Here is a 21,509-nt window from a genome sequence, read left to right on the forward strand (position 1 = left end):
ACTTGGAACGCTAGGCTCAAACGTGGCCGGTTGACCAATCGATCAGTGCCAGTTATCGGATTCTTCAAGGAATGGCGAATCTTCGAACTCTATAACCTAACGGATGGGTTAGCATGAATGTATGCCGCTACAAAGGGTTTTCACTGGTGGTCATGTTGCGTGATGAGCATTGCCCGCCACACGTTCACGTCGACGCAGGCACATGGAGCGCGCGCTTCAGGTTCAGCTTCTGGCACAACGGCGTCGAGCTCTGGGATGTCGTCCCTCATTCGCATCGACCTCCTCTGGCTGTGCTGGAGGGATTGCGTCAGGCGCTGAGGCAACCTGCCCATTTACGGCGAGCCCGCAGCATCTGGTGGAGCAAATTGCAGACGGCCTGCCTCGACAATCAGTTATGGGATTGGCAGGGCAATGAAGTGGTCGTGATGAAGTGGATTGGCAGCACGACTTACATAATTGGTTCGGCTCGCTATGAGCCGGAGAGCAACAAGACCCTGCTGAGCCTGATGGGAGCACCAGAAGGCGTGGAGATCGAATTATGAAAACGATAAGCGCAAACATGCAGGTCGATCACCCCGTGACCGAAGGCGCTCTGGACGAAGCGATCGAGCGTGGTGGGGCACGCCGTCGTGCCGGATTGAGTGCAACCACGGTGATCTTTCTTGATCCATGTCTCGCCGTCGGCTTTGAGGATGGCAGCGGTGTGTTGTTGCCAGTAAAAAACTATCCGGAGTTCGATGGTTTTGAGACCGAGGATTTCGCCGGTCTGAAAGTCGGTTTCGCCGGAGCCGCACTTTGTCATGAAGACAAGGATCTGCAGGTGTCCATCGCCGGCTTGATCTCGGCGAGCAAACCGCTGATGGATATGGCCGCCTCGGTGATCGCATCGCGCAATGGTCGTCAGAGCAGCGCAGCCAAGGCCGAGGCTGCGCGGGCCAATGGCAAGAAGGGTGGTCGCCCGCGCAAGACCGATGCGGCGCTTTGATCGCCCACAAAAAAGCCGTCCAGTGGACGGCTGATTTGTGGGTGGAGGCTGCGATCAACGACGGGTCAACAACACCCCGGATTCCATGTGATGGGTCCACGGAAACTGGTCGAACATCGCGCATTGGGTAATGCGGTGCGTGTCGTGCAGTTGGGCGATGTTTGCCGCAAGGGTTTCCGGGTTGCAGGAAATGTAGAGGATGTTGTCGAAGCGTCGGGTCAGTTCGCAAGTGTCCGGGTCCATGCCGGCGCGGGGCGGGTCGACGAACACGCTACCGAACTCGTAGCTCTTGAGGTCGATGCCGTGCAGGCGGCGGAACGGGCGAACTTCGTTCAGGGCTTCGGTCAGTTCTTCGGCAGACAAACGCACCAGCGTGACGTTATCCACTGCGTTTTCGCTCAGGTTGCTGAGCGCCGCATTGACCGAGGTCTTGCTGATTTCGGTGGCCAGCACTTTGCGCACGCGGGTCGCAAGCGGCAGGGTGAAGTTGCCGTTGCCGCAATACAGCTCCAGCAAATCGTCGGAGCGATCGCCGAGGGCGTCATACGCCCAGTTGAGCATCTTCTGGTTCACCGTGCCGTTGGGTTGGGTGAACGCGCCTTCCGGCTGGCGATAGCTGAAGGTGCGGCCGCCTACTTCGAGTTTCTCGACCACGTAATCGTGACCGATCACTTCGCGTTTGCCTTTCGAGCGACCGATGATGCTGACATTCAGGTCGGCGGCCAGTTTCGACGCGGCCGCGTGCCAGTGCTCGTCCAGCGGGCGGTGATAGCACAGGGTAATCATCGCATCGCCAGCCAGGGTGGTGAGGAACTCCACCTGAAACAGCTTGTGGCTCAGGGCCGCACTCGCTTGCCACGCCGCCTTGAGTTGCGGCATCAACTGGTTGATGCGCAGGCTTGCGATCGGGAATTCTTCGATCAGGATCGGCGTGCGTTTGTCTTCCAGGGAAAACATTGCGTAGTGGCGCTCGCCGGCTTCACGCCACAGGCGGAATTCGGCACGCAGGCGAAAGTTTTTCAGCGGCGAATCGAACACTGCAGGTTCGGGTGCATCGAACGGGGCCAGCAGGTCACGCAGGCGCGTGACCTTTTCTTCGAGCTGAACGGCGTAAGCCTGGGAGTCAAAAGTCATGCGTTGAACCAACCCAATTTGATCACGAACAGAATCGACAGAATCACTAGCGCCGAATTCAATTCACGGCCGCGACCGGACAACAACTTGATGGCCGTCCAGGAGATGAAACCGAAGGCGATGCCGTTGGCGATGGAATAAGTGAATGGCATGGCCAGGGCGGTGACCACGACCGGTGCGGCGACGGTGATGTCGTCCCAGTCTATTTCCGCCAGGCCGGATGTCATCAGTACGGCGACGAACAGCAACGCAGGCGCGGTGGCGAAGGCTGGAACGCTGGCTGCCAATGGCGAGAAGAACAGCGCCAGCAGGAACAGAATAGCGACCACGATGGCGGTCAGGCCGGTGCGGCCACCGGCACTCACGCCGGCTGCGGATTCGATGTAACTGGTGGTGGTCGACGTACCCAGCAAGGAGCCGGCCATGGCCGCGGTGCTGTCGGCGATCAGGGCGCGGCCCATTTTCGGCATGTGGCCGTCCTTGCCCATCAGGCCGGCGCGCTTGGCGACGCCGATCAGGGTGCCGGAGTTGTCGAACAGGTCGACGAACAGGAAGGCGAAGATCACGCTGACCAGACCGATGTCCAGTGCGCCTTTGATGTCCAGTTGCAGGAAAGTCGGTGCCAGCGACGGCGGCATCGACATCACGCCACCGAACGGGGTGAAGCCCAACAGGATGGAGACAATGGTCACCGACAGAATGCCGATCAGCACAGCACCGCGCACTTTCAGGGCTTCGAGGGCAACGATCAGGGCAAAACCAAGGGTCGCGAGAATCGGTGCCGGTTGCTTCAGATCGCCGAGGCCGACCATGGTCGCCGGGTTACTGACCACGATGCCGGCGTTGTGCAGGGCGATCAGGGCCAGGAACAGGCCGATACCGGCGGCAATCGCCGAGCGTAGCGCCAGCGGGATGCTGTTGATGATCCATTCACGGATGCGGAAGATCGACAGCAGGAAAAACATCACCGCCGAGATGAACACCGCGCCCAACGCCACTTGCCAGGTGTGGCCCATGTGCAGGACCACGGTGTAGGTGAAGAAGGCATTCAGGCCCATGCCCGGCGCGAGGGCGATCGGGTAGTTGGCGATCAGGCCCATTGTTGCCGAGCCGATGGCCGCTGCCAGACAGGTGGCGACAAACACCGCACCTTTGTCCATGCCAGTCTCGCCGAGGATGCTCGGGTTGACGAACAGAATGTAGGCCATGGCCAAAAAAGTCGTAACGCCCGCCAGAATCTCGGTCCGCACGTTGGTGTTGTGTGCCTTGAGTTGAAACAGCCTTTCCAGCATGTCTGCTCCCCGTGGCGCGCCCGGCGCCGTGAATGTATCGACCTCAACAGCAAAGCACAGGCCGCAGCAGGCGCCTGGGAATTTTCTGTGGGGTCGGAAAAAGCCGCGCATCATACCAGCAGCGTGGGGCTATGGCTGCTTATGGCTGTGATCGTCGTCGATGTTTTGCATAAAAGGGAACTGCGCCATACTGCGCGCTGTTTTTTTGGGGGAGGGAGGGGGTAGATATGTATTGCATTAATAAGCGTGTGATTGCGGTATTGGGATTGCTGCTCAGCTGTTTCATCGGCGCGCAAACAGCCTCTGCGGCCATGGCTCAACCGTTGAGCCAGGTGAAGGTGCTCAAGGTCGAATCGCCAGGCTGTGGCTTTGAAAATATCGCGGACGGCCAGGCGCAAACCCGTTGCGACCACAAAGGGCCAAACATCAAGGTGTATGTGCTGGAGGTCGGCTACGGCCGTGCAGCCCATGTCGCACTGGACGGTTTCGAGGTGAACGGCACCCGCACCCCTGTCTGTGCTTTTGATACCGGCAACCTGACCGAGTGCTCCGCCGGGAAAAAAACCGTCGGCTATCTGTACATCTTCAACCTGGCGGGCAAGCAGGACGGCACCTTCACGTTCAGCAATACCTCGATCAACGCCCCCGGCAACACGCTGTCGACGCAGCTTTACATCAAGTAACGGCTGGCCTCGAACAAGGGGCGGGAAAGCTGACTACGCTTTAAAGATCATCCTGTGGACCGCGCCCATGACCTTTAGAGCCCTGATTACCCTCGCCGAGGGCATCGACGATCTGCAAACCGTGACCCTGATCGATGTGCTGCGCCGCGCCAAGGTTGAAGTGGTGGTGGCCAGCATCGAGGCACGGCGTATGCTCACCTGCGCTCGCGGCACCCGCTTGACCGCCGATGCGATGTTGGTGGATTTACTGGCCCAACCCTTCGACCTGATCGTGCTGCCTGGCGGTGCCGTAGGGGCGCAGCATTTGGCGGCCCACCAACCCTTGCAACAATTGATCAAGGACCAGGCCGCCGCCGGGCGCCTGTTCGCCGGTATTGCCGAATCTCCGGCTCTGGCGCTGCAAACCTTTGGCGTTTTGCGCCAGCGGCGCATGACTTGCCTGCCCACGGTCAGCAATCAACTGTCGGGTTGCAACTTCATCGATCAACCGGTGGTGGTCGATGGCAACTGCATCACCGCTCAGGGTTCGGGCGCCGCGTTGGAGTTTGCGCTGACACTGGTGGAGCAACTCTGCGGCAAAGCCACGCGGTCGACGGTGGCGGGAGAGTTGGTGGTTTAGTGAATGTCAGGCGTGGATAGCAATCGGTTCGATGAAGGGTTGCTCACGCTGCTCCGCTTGCCAGAGATCATAGTCGGTCTGAACCCCTAACCACATCCGGGCCTTACCGATTCCAGCCCGCTCCAGACGTACCGCCAGGTCCGGACTGATGGGCGCATGGCCGTGCAGCACTCGCGAAAGATGCGGGCGGGCGAATCCAAGGTGCCTGGCCAGTTCGGTGACGCTGACACCAAGCTCGGGCAATACATCCATCAAGAGTGTTTCGCCAGGGTGTGGCGGGTTGTGCATGGGCATTGGTCCTGCCTCCTGTCAGTGGTAATCCAGATAGTCGACCAGTTCGATATCCGAACCAACTTCCGTATCCTGAGCTACATCAGACCCTGACCTCTTCCACCGGCACATGCATTCGGTCGCGGTTGGCCAGGGTCGGGAACAGTTTGATCCAGGCCCCGGTCACCATCAGCGTGCCGATGCCGCCCATGACCACTGCTGGCACGGTGCCGAACCAGTGGGCTGTCAGGCCTGATTCGAACTCGCCGAGCTGATTCGAAGCGCCGATGAACAAGCCATTCACAGCGCTGACCCGGCCGCGCATCTCGTCCGGGGTTTCCAGTTGCACGAATGAGGCGCGGATCACCATGCTGATCATGTCCGCTGCGCCCAATACCACCAGCACGGCGAGAGAGAACCAGAAGGAAGTCGACAGGCCGAAAGCGATGGTCGCCACGCCGAATACACCCACGGCCGTGAACATCACCCGCCCGACGTTTCGCTCTACGGCAAATCGCGCCAGAAACAGCGACATCAGCAGCGCACCGACTGCAGGGGCCGAACGCAGCAGGCCCAGACCCCACGGGCCGGTCAGCAGAATATCTTTGGCGAACACCGGAAGCAGCGCGGTTGCGCCACCCAGCAGAACGGCAAACAGGTCCAGGGAAATCGCCCCGAGAATGTCCGGGCGACTGCGAATGAAGCGGATGCCCGCCAGCAGCGAATCCAGGGTGGCCTTGCCCTTGTTCAGCGGTGTCTGCCGGGCCGGAAGGTTGAGCATCAGCGCACAGGCGATGAGGTAAAGGATCACCGTCGGGCCATACACCCAGACGCTGCCGAAGGCGTAGAGCAAACCGCCCAGCGCCGGGGCGACAATGGTTGCCGATTGTTGTGCCGATTGCGCGGCGGCAACGGCACGGGGAAATAACGCGCTGGGCACGATGCTCGGCAGCAAGGCCTGGGTCGTCGGCATTTCAAAGGAGCGGGCGGCGCCGAGCAGGAACGCGAGGATGAAGATCATCTCTCGGGTGACATGGTCGGTCGCGCTGCCGATGGCCAGTGACAGGGCGATCAGCGCTTGCAGTGACTGACAGATCGCCGCGACCTTGCGCCGGTCATAGCGGTCCGCGACATGCCCGGTGTGCAGCATGAACAACACTCGAGGGGCAAATTCCACCAGCCCCACCAGGCCCAGATCGAGCACATTGCCCGTCAGTTGATACAGATTCCAGCCAATGGCCACGGTCAACATCTGAAAACCGCTGGTGGTGAACACCCGAGCCAGCCAGAACGCGATAAACGGGCGGTGATGACGTAACAGCAGGGGCGCTTGGCTGGGCATCTGAAGGCAGGTCTGGGCGGGGGAAGGGCGAGATTATCACCAACCTGTAACCAGAAGTTGCAGGGCTGAGAAATTTAGTTAGCTAGACACCGATCTACAGAGCATACGAAATCCCTGTGGCGAGGGGGCTTGCCCCCGTTGGGCCGCGAAGCGACCCCAGACCTTTACGACTGCTGCGCAGCCGAACGGGGGCAAGCCCCCTCGCCACAGTTAGTTCACCCATCTAAAAATGTATTGCAACGCATGACAAACCCCCATGAGGCAACCTGTCACGCGGCAATAGACCACACCGTCCATCGGCAAAAATGCGACTACTCTTTCAACGTTGCTTGATCCAGATCAAGACCCTTCGTGGAATTGATCCGGCGGCCAGATGGCCAGACTCCCTACGTTTGTGATGATGGTACAAAAAGAACGAATTCGAATTCGCCACACTCCATATCCGTGGGGGCAGTGGGTGTAGGCCGCAAGCCTTCAGCCGGTATTACCTGACAGAGGAAGACTTATGTTCGGTTTGGAGGCACTTGATCTCGCCCGGATTCAGTTCGCATTCACCATTTCGTTTCACATCCTGTTCCCGGCCATCACCATTGGCCTGGCGAGTTACCTGGCGGTGCTCGAAGGCTTGTGGCTGAAAACGCACAACGACACTTACCGCGATCTGTATCATTTCTGGTCGAAGATCTTTGCCGTCAACTTCGGCATGGGCGTGGTGTCCGGTTTGGTCATGGCCTATCAGTTCGGCACCAACTGGAGCCGTTTTTCGGACTTCGCCGGTTCGGTGACCGGGCCGTTGCTGACCTATGAAGTGCTCACCGCCTTCTTCCTCGAAGCCGGTTTCCTCGGCGTTATGCTGTTCGGCTGGAACAAGGTCGGGCGCAAGCTGCACTTCTTCGCTACCGTCATGGTGGCCATCGGCACCCTTATTTCTACTTTCTGGATTCTGGCCTCCAACAGCTGGATGCAGACCCCGCAAGGCTACGAGATCGTCAACGGCCAGGTCATTCCAGTGGACTGGCTGGCGATTATCTTCAACCCGTCGTTCCCCTACCGCCTGATGCACATGGCCACGGCGGCATTCGTTGCGACCGCGTTCTTCGTAGGCTCGTCGGCGGCCTGGCACTTGCTACGTGGCAAGGACAACCCGGCCATCCGCACCATGCTCTCGATGGCGATGTGGATGGCGCTGATCGTTGCCCCGATTCAGGCGGTTATCGGCGACTTTCATGGCCTCAATACCCTCAAGCATCAGCCGGCGAAAATCGCTGCGATAGAAGGCCACTGGGAAAATCACGGCGACGAACCGACGCCGCTGATTCTGTTCGGCTGGCCGGACATGAAAGCTGAGAAGACCAAATTCGCGGTAGAAATTCCGTACCTCGGCAGCCTGATCCTGACCCACACCCTGGACAAACAGGTCCCTGCGCTCAAGGAATTCCCGCCTGAAGACCGGCCGAATTCGACCATCGTGTTCTGGTCGTTCCGGATCATGGTCGGTCTGGGCATGCTGATGATCTTCACCGGTTTGTGGAGCCTGTGGCTGCGCAAGCGCGACAAGCTGTATACCTCGCGGCCGTTCTTGTACCTGGCGCTGTGGATGGGGCCGTCTGGCCTGATCGCGATCCTCGCCGGCTGGTTCACCACTGAAATCGGCCGTCAGCCGTGGGTGGTTTATGGGCTGATGCGCACGGCGGATGCGTCCTCCGGGCACAGCTTCGTGCAGATGAGCATCACCTTGATCATGTTCGTTGTGGTGTATTTCGCGCTGTTCGGTGCCGGTCTTGGTTACATGATGCGTCTGGTGCGCAAAGGGCCGAAAATCGACGAAGGCAAGGAAACCAACGAAGGTGGCCCTGGCCAGAAGCGCACACCGGCCCGTCCGCTGTCTGCAGCCGATGGCGATGGCACCGAAGCTGATAACAGCCCCAGCCTGACCAAGGAGATTTGAATCATGGGTATTGATCTTCCGCTGATCTGGGCCGTGATCATCATCTTCGGCATCATGATGTACGTGGTCATGGACGGCTTTGATCTTGGAATCGGCATTCTCTTCCCGTTCATCAAGGGCAAGAGTGATCGTGACGTCATGATGAACACCGTCGCCCCGGTCTGGGACGGCAACGAAACCTGGCTAGTATTGGGCGGCGCGGCATTGTTCGGCGCTTTCCCGCTGGCCTATTCGGTGGTGCTCTCGGCGCTGTACCTGCCGCTGATTTTCATGCTGATCGGGCTGATTTTTCGCGGTGTGGCCTTCGAGTTTCGCTTCAAGGCCAAGGACGACAAGCGCCACCTCTGGGACAAGGCATTCATCGGTGGCTCGATCGCCGCAACCTTCTTCCAGGGCGTGGCATTGGGTGCGTTCATCGATGGGCTGCCGGTGGTCAACCGTCAGTTCGCCGGCGGTTCACTCGACTGGCTGACACCGTTCACGATGTTCTGCGGTGCGGCGCTGGTGGTGGCTTACGCGCTGCTCGGTTGCACCTGGCTGATCATGAAAACCGAAGGCAAGTTGCAGGAACAGATGCATGACCTGGCGCGCCCGTTGGCCTTCGTGTTGCTGGCGGTGATTGGCATTGTCAGCATCTGGACGCCATTGGCCCATGCCGAGATCGCCGCGCGCTGGTTCACCCTGCCGAACCTGTTCTGGTTCTTGCCGGTGCCAATTCTGGTGCTGGTGACCCTGTACGGTCTGATTCGCGCGGTGGCCCGCAATGCGCATTACACGCCATTCCTGCTGACCCTGGTGCTGATCTTCCTCGGCTACAGCGGTCTGGGTATCAGCCTGTGGCCGAACATCGTGCCGCCGTCGATCTCGATCTGGGACGCCGCCGCACCGCCGCAAAGCCAGGGCTTCATGCTGGTGGGCACGCTGTTCATCATCCCGTTCATCCTGGGCTACACCTTCTGGAGCTACTACGTGTTCCGCGGCAAGGTCACCCACGAAGATGGTTACCACTAGTGACTACGGCGCAGAATTGAATCCTGCGCCGTTGCAGAGGAGAAAACGATGATGGCTGGCAAACCTGATTTGCAGGAAATCGAAGCCGCCGAGAAAAAGCCGCTTTGGCAGCGACTCGGCTGGCTGGCGATGATCTGGGCCGGCAGCGTCGTGGCACTGTTCATCGTGGCCACGCTAATGCGGATGTTCATGAATGCCGCGGGCCTGAGTACCCACTGAACTTCCCATCCCGTTGCCTTGCGGCACGGATTTATAACCCTCCTTCGATGGAGGGTTTTTTTTGTCCGTGATTATTTGCGTGCTTTGAGAATGACGAACTTGGGGGTGGCCGCGACTTGCTCGACGCCGCGGAACAACCGCGCCAGCTTGCTGTGATAACCCAAGTGACGATTGCCGACGATATACAGCGCGCCGCCCACTACCAACGATTCACGCGCCTGCTGGAACATCCGCCAAGCCAGGAAATCGCCGACCACCTGCTGTTGGTGAAACGGCGGATTGCACAGCACCACGTCCAGGGATTGAGGTTCCTGCTCAGCCAAACCATCGCCGGCCCGCACGATCACGTCGCGATCGCCCAGCGCCGCGCGCCAGTTTTCAGCGGCCGATTGCACCGCCATGAACGATTCGTCCACCAGCGTGTAGTGCGCCTCAGGGTTTTGCAGGGCACTGGCAATCGCCAACACACCGTTGCCACACCCCAGATCGGCAACCCGTGCTGCGCCGAGGTTCTTCGGCAAGTGCGGCAAAAAGGCCCGCGTGCCGATATCCAGCCCTTCGCGGCAGAACACATTGGCGTGATTGAGCAGTTCGATCGCAGGGTCGTCGAGTCGATAGCGGGTCGGGTAGGGGGAGGTCGCGGGCGCTTTGTCTTGGGGCGTGGCGATCAGCAGTCGAGCCTTCTTGACGGCAAGCGAGGCTTGCACCGGGCCGATGTAACGCTCCAGCAGATCGCCCGCAGCGCGTGGCAAATGCTTCACCATCGCGGCCGCAATCACTTGAGCGCCGGGAGCCAATTGCCCTTGTAGCCGGATCAGTTGCTCTTCCAGCAGGGCCAGGGTTTTTGGTACCCGGATCAATACCCGGTCGAACGGCCCGATGAACGCTTCGCTGGCAGGCACCTTCGGCACTGCATCAAACGTCTGGCCATTGCGTATCAGGTTCTTTTCCAGTCCCTGAAATGCCAGAAACGAATCGCCGCTGCTGGTCACCCGAACCTTGCCCGCCAGGCTGGCGGCCAAAGCACCGAAGCTGTCGTTGAGCACCAGCACGCGGGTATCGGCTGCCGATTGTTGCCCGGCCAGATGATTGAGCAGGTATTCGTCTGCGGCATCAAAGGCTTGCAATGGTTCGTTCTGCTGTTCTGGCTGGCGGATCAGATCGAGTTGAGCGAAGGGGGTTTCGAGCAGAGGCATGAGACGAGGGGCTCTGGGTAATCAACGGAGGATAATCAACGAGTGGCCCGCCGCGCAGAGGCTTATAACGGGCGAGCCATTCCGAGTGGACTACGTCGTGGAATTTCACACGGCATCACTCAGGACTGGATCGCAGATGGTACGGTTTTTTCGCTTGGATTACTCGCGGGGATTAGAGGATTCAAACAGATTCAGATGACGCCCACTCTCGCGGCTCTGATCACTGCCGCAATTTTGTTGTTTACGCCAAATTTTCGGATGGCGCCGCGTATATGGAACTGTACCGTGCTTGGACTCAGGTTGAGGATGATCGCGACCTCGTCTGCCGTCTTGCCATCGGCTGAGTATTTCAACACCTCGATTTCCCGGGATGATAAATGCACTGTGCCTGGTTTTGAGGGCACAGGCAGTTCTTTCGCCACAAGCCCATGCAAGTGACGGCTAATGAACATCGCGTAGCCCAGATTTTTATACAGATCATGCGTCGTAATCGGACAGTGGCTTCTGGCCAGGCTCAGCATGCTGCAAAGCCCGTTCTCATCATGAACGGATTGGGACCAGCCATAGCGCAACCCTTGCTGTTTTTGTGCTTGCCGCAGTGTTGGTGTCTTGCAGAAGATTTCTTCCTGCCAAAGAATCGGTAATTCGGAATGATTGCAATGGGCTAGTATCGGGTCGACTTCACTGAAGTGCTCTTGTTCATATTTTGTGTTCCATTCGGTGGGATAATTATTCAGATTGATCGTATGGCGGCGTATCCCCCTTACTTGGGATGTTATTGAAAACGCACAGAAATTAAAGCCAAGATTTTTAACGAGATTGAGAGAAATCTCGTACGCGGTCTCTATTTTCTGAGCGTAAGAAAGCTGCGTTAACTGTGATTCCTTCCACACTTTCATTGGGTAACTCCATTGCGGACTTACTGTCGTTGGTGCTGATTGGATCCGATATCCGGCACGCCACGATTGTAGGAGAATTCTTACATACGTGGTGGATTTTTTTGTTCTTAAAAAAAAATTGCAATTGTATAAACCAGTTCTTAGCCTGCTAACGAAGCAACAGTCGTCAACTGCATATCATATTTGTGTTTCTACTGTTTGGTGAGGTAAGGCAAAAGCCATTACAAATCACCGGTGTTTATGCCCTCTGCTTTGCGGGACACTGGCATTATCTGTTGAATGGAGCGACCCATGACTGCCAGTGCAGAGAAATTCACACGTCAGACACTGCTCGACGTCCAACCGTTGACTCCAAACCTGTTTACCCTGCGAACCACACGGGATTCGGGCTTTCGTTTTCGCGCAGGGCAATTCGCCCGGCTGGGCGTGACCAAGGCCGACGGCAGTACAGTGTGGCGGGCTTATTCCATGGTCTCGTCCCCCTATGACGAGTTCCTGGAGTTCTTCTCCATTGTTGTGCCGGGGGGGGAGTTCACCAGTGAACTGAGCCGGCTGGAAGTCGGCGATACGCTGCTCGTCGACCGGCAGGCCTTTGGTTATCTGACGCTGGATCGCTTCGTCGATGGCCGTGACCTCTGGTTGTTATCCACAGGCACCGGGTTGGCGCCGTTTCTGTCGATCCTGCAGGACTTCGAGGTGTGGGAGAAATTCGAACGAATCCTCCTGGTCTACAGCGTGCGCGAAGCGCGGGAACTGGCGTATCAGGAGCTGATTGCAGGGCTGGCCCAGCGCGATTATCTGGCTGAGTACGCGCACAAGCTGCAGTTCATTGCCACCGTCACCCGCGAGCAGCATCCTGGGGCCCTGAATGGACGGATCACGACACTGATGGAAAGTGGCGAGCTAGAGCGCACCGCAGGTGTAGCGCTGACAGCCGAGCATTCGCGGGTGATGCTCTGCGGTAATCCACAGATGATCGATGACACGCGCAAGTTGCTCAAACAACGGGACATGCACCTGAGCCTCAGTCGACGACCCGGCCAGGTGGCAGTGGAAAACTACTGGTAAACAAACGGCGCCCAAAGGCGCCGTTTCTTGGGCAATCAGTCATCAGGGCTGATTGTTCTGAGCCTTGAGCAGATCGCGAATCTCTTCCAGCAGCTCTTCTTCCTTAGTCGGAACCGGCGGCAGGGTTGGCGCCACGGCCTCTTCGCGTTTCAGACGGTTGATGGCCTTGACGCCCATGAAGATCGCGAAGGCGACGATGATGAAGTCGATCAGGCTCTGGATGAACTTACCGTAGGCCAGCACTACCGCTGGCACGTCACCGTTGGCAGCCTTGAGCGTAACGGCCAGATCACTGAAGTCCACCCCACCGATCAGCAAACCTATGGGTGGCATCACCACGTCGCCGACAAACGACGAAACGATTTTGCCGAAGGCGGCGCCGATGATGATACCCACGGCCATGTCGACCACATTACCTTTGACCGCGAAGGCCTTGAACTCACTTATCACGCCCATAGGTTATTTCCTTGTTACAGATGAGGTTGGTGAGCGCAGTGTAAATCAGCAAAACGGCTCCTGCTCGAAACGCCGCCTCACAATGCTCGCTCTTATCGACACATCTTCCGGCAATTAGTTTACAAAGTGCCACCATTCGCGCGCGACTAACCGCTCTAGACCGGGTATTCCAGAACCTTTTCGCTATCGGTTCGGTGCGGGATTTCTATTTATGTTTTGGCCTTTGGGTCACTAGCCTCTGTGGGGCGCACCTGGATGCGCCTTATAAAATCAGAGGAAACTTCCATGACAACTCCCCTTGGCCTCGGGGCTTTTCCCTTCCCTCGTACCCTTGGCGTTCTGACCGCCAGCCTGCTGTCCTTCTCCGTCAATGCCGCGACCTTGACCCGCGATAACGGTGCCGCCGTCGGCGACAACCAGAACTCGCAAACCGCCGGCGCGACCGGGCCGGTGCTGCTGCAAGACGTGCAACTGATCCAGAAACTCCAGCGTTTTGACCGTGAACGCATTCCCGAACGCGTGGTGCATGCCCGTGGCACTGGCGCCCATGGCACGTTCACCGTAACCGACGACCTCAGTGACCTGACCAAGGCCAAGGTATTCGCCGGCGGCCAGAGCACGCCGGTATTTGTGCGTTTCTCCGCTGTGGTCCATGGCAACCATTCGCCGGAAACCTTGCGTGATCCGCGGGGGTTCGCCACCAAGTTCTACACCGCAGACGGCAACTGGGACCTGGTCGGCAACAATTTTCCGACCTTCTTCATCCGTGACGCGATCAAGTTTCCAGACATGGTCCACGCCTTCAAGCCGGATCCGCGCACCAACCTTGACGACGATTCCCGTCGTTTCGACTTTTTCTCCCATGTTCCAGAAGCCACTCGTACCCTGACCGAGTTGTATTCCAACTCCGGTACGCCGGCCAGTTATCGGGAGATGGACGGTAACGGTGTACATGCCTACAAGTTAGTGAACGCCAAAGGCGATGTGCACTATGTAAAATTCCACTGGAAAAGTTTGCAGGGGTTAAAGAATCTCGACCCTAAAGAAGTGACAGGTGTTCAAGGTCAAGACTACAGTCATATGACTAACGACTTGGTCGCCAATATTAACAAGGGCAACTTTCCTAAATGGGACTTGTACATCCAGGTTCTAAATCCGCAAGACTTGTCCAAGTTTGATTTCGATCCATTGGACGCGACCAAGATCTGGCCTGGTGTGCCGGAACGAAAAGTTGGACAAATGGTGTTGAACCGTAATCCAGCGAATGTTTTCCAGGAAACTGAACAAGTGGCCATGGCCCCGGCCAATTTAGTTCCGGGTATCGAACCTTCGGAAGATCGCTTATTGCAAGGGCGAGTGTTCTCGTATGCCGATACTCAACTGTATCGCCTGGGGGCCAACGCTCTGCAGTTGCCGATCAATGCACCCAAAGTCGCCGTGAACAACGGTAATCAGGATGGCGCAATGAACATCGGCGCCAGCAGCACCGGCGTAAATTACCAGCCAAGTCGCCTGCTGTCTCGTGAAGAGCCGCCAACCGCGCGTTACAGCCAGTCGGTTCTGTCGGGCAGCACGCAACAGGTGAAGATTCAGCGCGAACAGAACTTCAAGCAGGCCGGCGATCTGTATCGCTCGTTCAACCAGAAGGAACGTCAGGACCTGATCGACAGCTTCGGTGGCTCACTGGCCACTACCGATGACGAGAGCAAGCACATCATCCTGTCCTTCCTGTACAAGGCCGACCCGGAATACGGGACCGGGGTGGCCAAAGTAGCCAAGGGTGATCTGGCTCGGGTCAAGGCGCTGGCGGCCAAACTGGTCGACTGATCCATCTGCCTGAAGCGGGGCCTCATGCGAGGTCCCGTCTGATCAAGGAGCGTTGCCATGCGTTTTTATCTGTCGGTGTTTCTGGTGTGCGTGTCGTTCGGTGTGCTCGCCGGGCCCGAGACGCAAGTCTCGAAGAGCCCCGAGGCGCTGAAAGCCCAATTACAGGATTACTATTTCGATGCCGCTCGACGGGGGGATCTGCCCAAGCTGGATACTTTCATCGAAGCCGGCTATTCCCTCGATACCCGCGACAGCAAAGGGTACACGGCACTGATTCTGGCCGCGTATCACGGCCAGAGTGCTGCGGTGGAACGTTTGCTCGCTGCCGGGGCGGACGCCTGCGCCCAGGATCAACGCGGTAACACGGCGTTGATGGGCGCGATTTTCAAAGGCGAAGTGCAGATCGCTCGAACCCTGCTGGCTGCCAATTGCAACCCCGACCAACGCAACGGCGCGGGACAGACTGCCGCGATGTACGCCGGGTTGTTCAAGCGCGTCGAGTTGCTGGACGCCCTCAAGGCCAAAGGGGCGGACATGAACGCCGAAGATCCGCTGGGCAACAGCGCCGCGCGTCTGGCCAGCGGTGAAATCCGTACGGCGGCGCCGCGCTGATCCGCGTGAGCTGAGCTATCATCGCGGTTTTTGCCGGGAGTTCAGATGGCCAAGGCCAAGCGCATGTACGGCTGCACCGAGTGTGGCTCAACCTTCCCCAAGTGGGCCGGCCAGTGCGGCGAATGCGGGGCCTGGAACACGCTGACCGAAACCATGGTCGAGAGTGGTGGCGCCGCAGCCCCCAGCGGGCGCACCGGTTGGACCGGCCAGCAGGCGCAGATCAAAACCCTGGCCGAAGTCAGCGTCGAAGAGATTCCGCGTTTCTCCACGGCGTCCAGCGAGCTGGATCGCGTTTTGGGCGGCGGCCTGGTGGATGGCTCGGTGGTGTTGATCGGTGGTGATCCGGGTATCGGCAAGTCGACCATTTTGTTGCAAACCTTGTGCAACCTCGCCAAGAGCATGCCGGCACTGTATGTCACCGGCGAAGAGTCCCAGCAACAAGTGGCCATGCGCGCCAGGCGACTGGGCTTGCCTCAGGATCAGCTGCGGGTGATGACCGAAACCTGCATCGAAACCATCATCGCCACGGCCCGGCAGGAAAAGCCCAAGGTGATGGTGATCGACTCGATCCAGACGATTTTCACCGAGCAACTGCAATCGGCGCCGGGGGGCGTTTCCCAGGTGCGCGAAAGTGCGGCGTTGCTGGTGCGTTACGCCAAACAAAGCGGCACGGCGATTTTCCTCGTGGGCCATGTCACCAAAGAAGGCGCGCTGGCCGGTCCCCGAGTGCTGGAGCACATGGTCGACACCGTTCTGTATTTCGAAGGCGAATCCGATGGGCGCTTGCGTCTGCTGCGGGCGGTGAAAAACCGTTTCGGCGCGGTCAACGAATTGGGCGTGTTCGGCATGACCGACAAAGGCCTGAAGGAAGTCTCCAACCCCTCGGCGATTTTTCTGACCCGGGCCCAGGAAGAAGTCCCGGGTAGCGTGGTCATGGCAACGTGGGAAGGCACCCGGCCGATGCTGGTGGAAGTCCAGGCGTTGGTGGACGACAGCCATCTGGCCAACCCCCGTCGGGTGACGCTCGGTCTGGATCAGAATCGCTTGGCCATGTTGTTGGCGGTTTTGCACCGCCACGGCGGCATCCCGACTCACGATCAGGACGTGTTCCTCAACGTGGTCGGCGGGGTGAAGGTGCTGGAAACAGCATCTGACTTGGCCCTGATGGCAGCGGTCATGTCCAGTTTGCGCAACCGGCCGCTACCCCATGATCTGCTGGTGTTCGGCGAAGTCGGGTTGTCGGGTGAAGTGCGCCCGGTGCCAAGTGGTCAGGAACGCTTGAAAGAGGCCGCCAAGCACGGCTTCAAGCGCGCCATCGTGCCCAAGGGCAACGCGCCGAAAGAGGCGCCGCCGGGATTGCAGATTATTGCCGTGACGCGCCTGGAGCAGGCCCTCGACGCGTTGTTCGAGTAACTTTCAGATCGATACAAAACCTGTGGGAGCGGGCTTGCTCGCGAAGAGGCCATCACAGCCAACATCAATGTTGGCTGTTACACCGCCTTCGCGAGCAAGCCCGCTCCCACATTGGATCAGCGTCGGGCCGTCAAACTTCGATCAGAGCGCCCAGCTCACGCTCAAGCTCTTGCGGATCTCCCAGATTGAACTCAATCAACCGCCGCAGTCGTTCAATCGATTCCAGGCTGATGTGTTTGCAGACGAAGCCGAGCTGACCATGGTCATCGTGGGTCAACATCAAATCCATCTTGATCTCTACGTCTTCGTTAAGATGAATATCAACCAGGAAATGCCAGTCTGGATTCCCCAGCCAAGGCTCGGGTTTCTCGATCAATAACCCCTTGAGCGACAGGTCGATCAACTTCACCGGCCAGATGAATTCCCCTTGGCTCAGCTCGGTTCGGGCATCGAACGCAAAACGTTTGAAGCGGCGGCGATCAGCAGGGTGGTCACTCATGGCGCAATCCTCTGAATGTCCGCTGACTATAGACCCGCATTGTTAAAGCCTGCCAGCAAAGACAGGCTCTGGATCAATGTCGGGGTATGGCCTTTGCCGTCAGTAGCGCTAAACTCCGGATGGCTGTCTTTCTTGTCCACTCTGGCTGGAATCATAAAATGAAAAATAATAATAGCCTGCTACGCCACTTACCCTGGCTGCTGCTGGCAATCCTGGGAGCGTGCGCCCTGGGCGTAGTGGCATTGCGCCGAGGCGAGGCGATCAACGCCTTGTGGATTGTGGTCGCCGCCGTGGCCATTTATCTGGTCGCGTACCGCTACTACAGCCTGTTCATCGCTAACAATGTGATGCAACTCGATCCGCGTCGGGCTACACCTGCCGTGCTCAACAATGACGGTCTGGACTATGTGCCGACCAACAAACACATCCTTTTCGGTCACCACTTTGCAGCCATCGCTGGCGCAGGGCCGCTGGTCGGTCCGGTCTTGGCGGCGCAGATGGGCTACCTGCCCGGTACGCTGTGGCTGATTGCCGGCGTGGTGCTGGCGGGTGCGGTTCAGGACTTCATGGTCTTGTTCATGTCCACCCGCCGCAACGGCCGTTCCCTGGGCGACATGGTCCGTGAAGAAATGGGCCGCATCCCCGGGACCATCGCGCTGTTTGGCTGCTTCCTGATCATGATCATCATCCTAGCGGTGCTGGCGCTGATCGTGGTCAAGGCCCTGGCCGAAAGCCCATGGGGTATTTTCACCGTGATGGCGACCATCCCGATCGCGATGTTCATGGGCATTTACATGCGCTACATCCGCCCGGGTCGCATCGGTGAAATCTCGGTGATCGGCGTGGCGTTGCTGTTGGGTTCGATCTGGCTGGGCGGGCAGATTGCCGCTGACCCGGTCTGGGCCAAGGCATTCAGCTTTACCGGAGTCCAGATCACCTGGATGCTGATCGGTTATGGTTTTGTGGCGGCAGTGTTGCCGGTATGGCTGATCCTGGCGCCGCGTGACTACCTGTCGACCTTCCTCAAAATCGGCACCATCGTCGCGTTGGCGATCGGCATTCTGATCACCATGCCCGAGCTGAAAATGCCGGCATTGACCCAGTTCATCGACGGCACCGGGCCGGTGTGGAAGGGCGGTCTGTTCCCGTTCCTGTTCATCACCATTGCCTGTGGCGCGGTGTCCGGTTTCCACGCGTTGATCTCCTCCGGCACCACGCCGAAACTGCTGGATAATGAGGTTAACGCCCGTTACATCGGTTACGGCGGCATGCTGATGGAGTCCTTCGTGGCCATCATGGCGATGGTGGCCGCTTCGGTGATCGAGCCAGGCGTGTACTTCGCGATGAACAGCCCAGCGGCCGTGGTCGGCGGTGATGTGGTGGCGGTGGCGCAAGCGGTCAGCAACTGGGGCTTTGCGATCACTCCGGAAGCCCTGCAAGCGGTGGCCAAGGACATCGGTGAAACCACTATCCTGGCGCGTGCCGGTGGTGCGCCGACCCTGGCGGTCGGTATCGCGCAGATCCTGCACAGTGTACTGCCCGGTGAAAACACCATGGCGTTCTGGTACCACTTCGCGATCCTGTTCGAAGCGTTGTTCATCCTGACTGCGGTGGATGCCGGCACTCGTGCCGGGCGCTTCATGTTGCAGGATTTGCTCGGCTCCTTCGTGCCTGCGCTCAAACGCACCGAGTCCTGGACTGCCAACCTGATCGCAACCGCCGGTTGCGTGGCGATGTGGGGTTACCTGCTGTATCAAGGCGTGATCGACCCGCTGGGCGGGATCAACACCTTGTGGCCACTGTTCGGCATCTCCAACCAGATGCTGGCGGGTATCGCGCTGATGCTGGCGACCGTTGTGCTGATCAAAATGAAGCGCCAACGCTACATCTGGGTCACCATGTTGCCCGCCGTGTGGTTGCTGATCTGCACCACCACCGCAGGCTTCATCAAGCTGTTCGACGCCAACCCGGCAATCGGCTTCCTGGCGTTGGCGAAAAAATACAGCGATGCGTTGGCTAACGGCCAGATTCTGGCCCCGGCCAAGAGCATCGAGCAGATGCAGCATGTAATCTATAACGCCTATACCAACGCAACGCTGACCGTGCTGTTTTTGCTCGTGGTGTTCAGCATCCTGTTCTTTGCACTCAAGGTCGGCATTGCTGCCTGGGGTAAAAAAGAACGTTCGGATAAAGAATCACCGTTCCAGGCTCAGCCGGACGCGTAATCGAGGATTGCACCATGTTCAATGACCTGAGTCGCCTCGGTAAATACCTCGGTCAGGCTGCGCGCCTGATGGTCGGCATGCCCGACTACGACAACTACGTCGAGCATATGCAAACCAAACACCCGGACAAACCGGTGATGAGCTACGAGATGTTCTTTCGCGAACGTCAGGAAGCCCGTTACGGTGGCAAGGGTGGGCCGAAGTGCTGTTGATGCAACAGCCTGGCTGATGCAATCCCTGTGGGAGCGGGCTTGCTCGCGAACGCGGTGTGTCATTCAACATTAATGTCGACTGACACGACCTCTTCGCGAGCAAGCCCGCTCCCACATTTGTTTTGTGTTGTTTCTTAACTTTGTGAAACAGGAGAACCCGTTTGTCCTCTCCCATTCCAGTAACAATCCTCAGTGGCTTTCTCGGCGCGGGAAAAACCACGCTCTTGCGCCATCTGCTCAAAGCCGAGCACGGCCTGAAAATCGCCGTGATCGAAAACGAATTCAGTGACGCCGGTATCGACACCCAACTGTTGGGAGACGAGCCGGTGCAAGTGATGACGCTGTCCAACGGCTGCGTCTGCTGCACCATCCACACCGATTTGACCAAAGCGCTGTACCTGCTGCTCGAACGCCTGGACAGCGGCGAAATCGCCTTCGATCGTCTGGTAATCGAATGCACCGGTCTGGCCGACCCAGCCCCGGTGGCGCAAACCTTCTTCATTGACGAAGAACTGCGTGAGCGCTACATCCTCGACGGCATCATAACCCTGGTGGACGCGGCCCACGCCGACCTGCACCTGACCCAGACCATTGCCCAGGCACAGATCGGCTTTGCCGACCGCTTGCTGGTGAGCAAACGGGATCTGGTGGACGAGCCGACCTTCACCGCCCTCAGCGAGCGTCTGACCCGCATCAACCGTCGCGCGCCAATCCGCGTGGTCGACCACGGCAAGATTGATCTGGCCGAACTGCTCGACGTGCGCGGCTTCAACCTCAATGCCGATCTCGGCGGTGGAATGAGTCTGCGTCCAGTGAGCAAGGCGCCCTCCATCGATCGCATTTCCAGCCTGGTGCTGCGCACCGACAAGCCGCTGGATATCGACAAACTCAGTGAGTTCATGAACGAACTGCTGGAAGACCACGGCAAGCAATTGCTGCGCTACAAAGGTGTTTTGAACATTCTTGGCGAACCGCGGCGCATGGTGTTTCAGGGTGTCTTGAAGCTGTACGGATTCGACTGGGATACGGAATGGGCCGAGGACGAAACACGCGAAAGCGTGATCGTATTCATTGCCGATGATTTGCCGGAAGAGAAAATCCGTGAGGGTTTTGCGCGGGTGGCGGCGGAATAAAAGTTAAGTGCCCATTGCATTGGGCACTCTTTTGCGTCGTCGCAATGACGACTAAAGATTTCTTGTTAAAACTCAGAATTAATGTTTTTGCGTGTCCTGCGGGATAAGTACTGCTGTGTTGGGTTTATTGTTTGCTGTGTGTGTTAAAGCATCGGATGGTTGTTTGTGATTTGGTTTTTAGTGGCGGGGTTGGAAGAGGGTGAAAGTTACATTTGGTTGGATTTCTAATCTTTCCTTGTTTCATTTTGGTGATACAGTTTTTAGGCGCCAATACTGGCGTTAACTTGTTGAGAATGGAGCGTTAAATGAAAGAGCAAATCATGGATCTGTCGGGTGAGTTCGATGCAGAATTTGAAGCCTACGTAAAAGCAGGCGACAACCAGATCGCGGGCGCAGAGGTCATGGCGACCACTGTATCGTGCGGCACCTTGGGCTGCACCGTTCTGGACTGCTAAGCAGGCAGTCA

Annotated in this window: 23 protein-coding genes; 15 read left to right on the plus strand and 8 right to left on the minus strand. The window is 58.2% G+C overall.

Going from position 1 to position 21,509, the window contains the following annotated elements; translation table 11 throughout:
* Positions 1 to 113 precede the first annotated feature (113 nt).
* Both AC1RQB_RS08320 and AC1RQB_RS08325 read left to right on the plus strand, forming a co-directional pair.
* A complete protein-coding gene (locus AC1RQB_RS08320) occupies positions 114 to 542 on the plus strand; it encodes a hypothetical protein (protein WP_063342454.1) in 429 nt (142 codons plus the stop codon).
* Positions 539 to 985 carry a DUF2442 domain-containing protein gene (locus AC1RQB_RS08325; RefSeq protein WP_063342455.1) on the plus strand — a complete coding sequence of 149 codons (447 nt, stop codon included), beginning with the start codon at positions 539 to 541 and terminating at the stop codon, positions 983 to 985. Before AC1RQB_RS08320 ends, AC1RQB_RS08325 begins: the two co-directional genes overlap by 4 nt.
* Positions 986 to 1,039: 54 nt before the next feature.
* Here AC1RQB_RS08325 and trmA read toward each other — a convergent pair whose 3' ends face one another.
* Both trmA and AC1RQB_RS08335 read right to left on the minus strand, forming a co-directional pair.
* Complete coding sequence (gene trmA, locus AC1RQB_RS08330; RefSeq protein ID WP_063342456.1) at positions 1,040 to 2,119, minus strand: tRNA (uridine(54)-C5)-methyltransferase TrmA; 1,080 nt, start codon at positions 2,117 to 2,119, stop codon at positions 1,040 to 1,042.
* A complete protein-coding gene (locus AC1RQB_RS08335) occupies positions 2,116 to 3,411 on the minus strand; it encodes an NCS2 family permease (protein ID WP_007895297.1) in 1,296 nt (431 codons plus the stop codon). Before AC1RQB_RS08335 ends, trmA begins: the two co-directional genes overlap by 4 nt.
* A gap of 227 nt (positions 3,412 to 3,638) precedes the next feature.
* Here AC1RQB_RS08335 and AC1RQB_RS08340 point away from each other — a divergent pair, with 227 nt between their 5' ends.
* Both AC1RQB_RS08340 and AC1RQB_RS08345 read left to right on the plus strand, forming a co-directional pair.
* Positions 3,639 to 4,094 (plus strand): DUF4879 domain-containing protein, encoded by a 456-nt coding sequence (locus AC1RQB_RS08340; protein WP_063342457.1) that lies wholly within the window; start codon positions 3,639 to 3,641, stop codon positions 4,092 to 4,094.
* 67 nt (positions 4,095 to 4,161) lie between these two features.
* On the plus strand, positions 4,162 to 4,713 hold the full coding sequence (locus AC1RQB_RS08345; RefSeq protein ID WP_008070008.1) for a DJ-1 family glyoxalase III: 552 nt from the start codon (positions 4,162 to 4,164) through the stop codon (positions 4,711 to 4,713).
* A 6-nt stretch (positions 4,714 to 4,719) separates the two neighbouring features.
* Here AC1RQB_RS08345 and AC1RQB_RS08350 read toward each other — a convergent pair whose 3' ends face one another.
* Positions 4,720 to 5,007, minus strand: coding sequence for a HigA family addiction module antitoxin (locus AC1RQB_RS08350; protein ID WP_063342458.1), 288 nt, complete (start codon positions 5,005 to 5,007; stop codon positions 4,720 to 4,722).
* Positions 5,008 to 5,086: 79 nt separating this feature from the next.
* Positions 5,087 to 6,325: an MFS transporter gene (locus tag AC1RQB_RS08355; RefSeq protein WP_063342459.1), complete on the minus strand. Its 1,239-nt coding sequence runs from the start codon at positions 6,323 to 6,325 to the stop codon at positions 5,087 to 5,089.
* Between the two features lie 505 nt (positions 6,326 to 6,830).
* Between AC1RQB_RS08355 and AC1RQB_RS08360 the strand changes: the two genes are divergently transcribed.
* From AC1RQB_RS08360 to AC1RQB_RS08370, 3 genes are read left to right on the plus strand one after another with little or no spacing between them, the layout of a single operon-like run.
* Complete coding sequence (locus tag AC1RQB_RS08360; protein ID WP_063342460.1) at positions 6,831 to 8,273, plus strand: cytochrome ubiquinol oxidase subunit I; 1,443 nt, start codon at positions 6,831 to 6,833, stop codon at positions 8,271 to 8,273.
* 3 nt (positions 8,274 to 8,276) lie between these two features.
* A complete protein-coding gene (gene cydB / locus AC1RQB_RS08365; protein ID WP_007895284.1) occupies positions 8,277 to 9,284 on the plus strand; it encodes a cytochrome d ubiquinol oxidase subunit II in 1,008 nt (335 codons plus the stop codon).
* 51 nt (positions 9,285 to 9,335) lie between these two features.
* Positions 9,336 to 9,503: a DUF2474 domain-containing protein gene (locus AC1RQB_RS08370; RefSeq protein WP_162830918.1), complete on the plus strand. Its 168-nt coding sequence runs from the start codon at positions 9,336 to 9,338 to the stop codon at positions 9,501 to 9,503.
* 71 nt (positions 9,504 to 9,574) lie between these two features.
* On the opposite strand, the gene AC1RQB_RS08375 is transcribed toward AC1RQB_RS08370, so the two are convergent.
* Both AC1RQB_RS08375 and AC1RQB_RS08380 read right to left on the minus strand, forming a co-directional pair.
* Positions 9,575 to 10,699: a methyltransferase gene (locus tag AC1RQB_RS08375; RefSeq protein ID WP_063342461.1), complete on the minus strand. Its 1,125-nt coding sequence runs from the start codon at positions 10,697 to 10,699 to the stop codon at positions 9,575 to 9,577.
* A gap of 191 nt (positions 10,700 to 10,890) precedes the next feature.
* Positions 10,891 to 11,598, minus strand: coding sequence for an autoinducer binding domain-containing protein (locus AC1RQB_RS08380; RefSeq protein ID WP_008069989.1), 708 nt, complete (start codon positions 11,596 to 11,598; stop codon positions 10,891 to 10,893).
* A gap of 291 nt (positions 11,599 to 11,889) precedes the next feature.
* On the opposite strand from AC1RQB_RS08380, the gene AC1RQB_RS08385 reads away from it, so the two are divergent.
* Positions 11,890 to 12,666: a ferredoxin--NADP reductase gene (locus AC1RQB_RS08385; RefSeq protein ID WP_063342462.1), complete on the plus strand. Its 777-nt coding sequence runs from the start codon at positions 11,890 to 11,892 to the stop codon at positions 12,664 to 12,666.
* A 42-nt stretch (positions 12,667 to 12,708) separates the two neighbouring features.
* On the opposite strand, the gene mscL is transcribed toward AC1RQB_RS08385, so the two are convergent.
* Positions 12,709 to 13,122, minus strand: a complete 414-nt coding sequence (gene mscL, locus AC1RQB_RS08390; protein ID WP_063342463.1) for a large-conductance mechanosensitive channel protein MscL — start codon at positions 13,120 to 13,122, stop codon at positions 12,709 to 12,711.
* 285 nt (positions 13,123 to 13,407) lie between these two features.
* Here mscL and katB point away from each other — a divergent pair, with 285 nt between their 5' ends.
* From katB to radA, 3 genes are read left to right on the plus strand one after another with little or no spacing between them, the layout of a single operon-like run.
* On the plus strand, positions 13,408 to 14,949 hold the full coding sequence (gene katB / locus AC1RQB_RS08395) for a catalase KatB (RefSeq protein WP_008069984.1): 1,542 nt from the start codon (positions 13,408 to 13,410) through the stop codon (positions 14,947 to 14,949).
* Between the two features lie 57 nt (positions 14,950 to 15,006).
* Positions 15,007 to 15,561, plus strand: a complete 555-nt coding sequence (locus AC1RQB_RS08400) for an ankyrin repeat domain-containing protein (protein WP_063342464.1) — start codon at positions 15,007 to 15,009, stop codon at positions 15,559 to 15,561.
* A 45-nt stretch (positions 15,562 to 15,606) separates the two neighbouring features.
* On the plus strand, positions 15,607 to 16,974 hold the full coding sequence (gene radA, locus AC1RQB_RS08405; RefSeq protein ID WP_007937264.1) for a DNA repair protein RadA: 1,368 nt from the start codon (positions 15,607 to 15,609) through the stop codon (positions 16,972 to 16,974).
* Between the two features lie 130 nt (positions 16,975 to 17,104).
* Here the strand turns inward: radA and AC1RQB_RS08410 are convergent, their stop codons facing one another.
* The gene (locus tag AC1RQB_RS08410; RefSeq protein WP_063342465.1) at positions 17,105 to 17,473 is read right to left on the minus strand and encodes a PilZ domain-containing protein; all 369 of its coding nucleotides are present in this window, start codon (positions 17,471 to 17,473) and stop codon (positions 17,105 to 17,107) included.
* A gap of 158 nt (positions 17,474 to 17,631) precedes the next feature.
* Here AC1RQB_RS08410 and AC1RQB_RS08415 point away from each other — a divergent pair, with 158 nt between their 5' ends.
* The 4 genes from AC1RQB_RS08415 to AC1RQB_RS08430 all read left to right on the plus strand — a co-directional run bounded on the left by AC1RQB_RS08415 (position 17,632) and on the right by AC1RQB_RS08430 (position 21,498).
* Positions 17,632 to 19,698: a carbon starvation CstA family protein gene (locus tag AC1RQB_RS08415; protein ID WP_063342466.1), complete on the plus strand. Its 2,067-nt coding sequence runs from the start codon at positions 17,632 to 17,634 to the stop codon at positions 19,696 to 19,698.
* 14 nt (positions 19,699 to 19,712) lie between these two features.
* Positions 19,713 to 19,910: a YbdD/YjiX family protein gene (locus tag AC1RQB_RS08420; protein ID WP_007895266.1), complete on the plus strand. Its 198-nt coding sequence runs from the start codon at positions 19,713 to 19,715 to the stop codon at positions 19,908 to 19,910.
* 161 nt (positions 19,911 to 20,071) lie between these two features.
* Entirely contained in the window at positions 20,072 to 21,043 is a 972-nt protein-coding gene (gene yjiA, locus AC1RQB_RS08425) for a GTPase (RefSeq protein ID WP_063342467.1), read from the plus strand.
* Between the two features lie 305 nt (positions 21,044 to 21,348).
* Entirely contained in the window at positions 21,349 to 21,498 is a 150-nt protein-coding gene (locus tag AC1RQB_RS08430; RefSeq protein ID WP_198537204.1) for a hypothetical protein, read from the plus strand.
* Positions 21,499 to 21,509 lie beyond the last annotated feature (11 nt).

The organism is Pseudomonas sp. GW822-FHT02E03, from assembly GCF_058802325.1.

What these genes read in the sequence shown, in the direction of transcription:
- AC1RQB_RS08380 (WP_008069989.1), bottom strand. Translation starts at nt 11,598, where the DNA reads ATGAAAGTGTGGAAGGAATCACAGTTAACGCAGCTTTCTTACGCTCAG.
- katB (WP_008069984.1), top strand. Translation starts at nt 13,408, where the DNA reads ATGACAACTCCCCTTGGCCTCGGGGCTTTTCCCTTCCCTCGTACCCTT.
- AC1RQB_RS08350 (WP_063342458.1), bottom strand. Translation starts at nt 5,007, where the DNA reads ATGCCCATGCACAACCCGCCACACCCTGGCGAAACACTCTTGATGGAT.
- mscL (WP_063342463.1), bottom strand. Translation starts at nt 13,122, where the DNA reads ATGGGCGTGATAAGTGAGTTCAAGGCCTTCGCGGTCAAAGGTAATGTG.
- AC1RQB_RS08345 (WP_008070008.1), top strand. Translation starts at nt 4,162, where the DNA reads ATGACCTTTAGAGCCCTGATTACCCTCGCCGAGGGCATCGACGATCTG.
- radA (WP_007937264.1), top strand. Translation starts at nt 15,607, where the DNA reads ATGGCCAAGGCCAAGCGCATGTACGGCTGCACCGAGTGTGGCTCAACC.
- AC1RQB_RS08375 (WP_063342461.1), bottom strand. Translation starts at nt 10,699, where the DNA reads ATGCCTCTGCTCGAAACCCCCTTCGCTCAACTCGATCTGATCCGCCAG.
- AC1RQB_RS08410 (WP_063342465.1), bottom strand. Translation starts at nt 17,473, where the DNA reads ATGAGTGACCACCCTGCTGATCGCCGCCGCTTCAAACGTTTTGCGTTC.
- AC1RQB_RS08360 (WP_063342460.1), top strand. Translation starts at nt 6,831, where the DNA reads ATGTTCGGTTTGGAGGCACTTGATCTCGCCCGGATTCAGTTCGCATTC.
- AC1RQB_RS08415 (WP_063342466.1), top strand. Translation starts at nt 17,632, where the DNA reads ATGAAAAATAATAATAGCCTGCTACGCCACTTACCCTGGCTGCTGCTG.
- AC1RQB_RS08430 (WP_198537204.1), top strand. Translation starts at nt 21,349, where the DNA reads ATGAAAGAGCAAATCATGGATCTGTCGGGTGAGTTCGATGCAGAATTT.
- AC1RQB_RS08420 (WP_007895266.1), top strand. Translation starts at nt 19,713, where the DNA reads ATGTTCAATGACCTGAGTCGCCTCGGTAAATACCTCGGTCAGGCTGCG.
- AC1RQB_RS08340 (WP_063342457.1), top strand. Translation starts at nt 3,639, where the DNA reads ATGTATTGCATTAATAAGCGTGTGATTGCGGTATTGGGATTGCTGCTC.
- trmA (WP_063342456.1), bottom strand. Translation starts at nt 2,119, where the DNA reads ATGACTTTTGACTCCCAGGCTTACGCCGTTCAGCTCGAAGAAAAGGTC.
- AC1RQB_RS08370 (WP_162830918.1), top strand. Translation starts at nt 9,336, where the DNA reads ATGGCTGGCAAACCTGATTTGCAGGAAATCGAAGCCGCCGAGAAAAAG.
- AC1RQB_RS08320 (WP_063342454.1), top strand. Translation starts at nt 114, where the DNA reads ATGAATGTATGCCGCTACAAAGGGTTTTCACTGGTGGTCATGTTGCGT.
- AC1RQB_RS08335 (WP_007895297.1), bottom strand. Translation starts at nt 3,411, where the DNA reads ATGCTGGAAAGGCTGTTTCAACTCAAGGCACACAACACCAACGTGCGG.
- AC1RQB_RS08400 (WP_063342464.1), top strand. Translation starts at nt 15,007, where the DNA reads ATGCGTTTTTATCTGTCGGTGTTTCTGGTGTGCGTGTCGTTCGGTGTG.
- AC1RQB_RS08355 (WP_063342459.1), bottom strand. Translation starts at nt 6,325, where the DNA reads ATGCCCAGCCAAGCGCCCCTGCTGTTACGTCATCACCGCCCGTTTATC.
- AC1RQB_RS08325 (WP_063342455.1), top strand. Translation starts at nt 539, where the DNA reads ATGAAAACGATAAGCGCAAACATGCAGGTCGATCACCCCGTGACCGAA.
- AC1RQB_RS08385 (WP_063342462.1), top strand. Translation starts at nt 11,890, where the DNA reads ATGACTGCCAGTGCAGAGAAATTCACACGTCAGACACTGCTCGACGTC.
- cydB (WP_007895284.1), top strand. Translation starts at nt 8,277, where the DNA reads ATGGGTATTGATCTTCCGCTGATCTGGGCCGTGATCATCATCTTCGGC.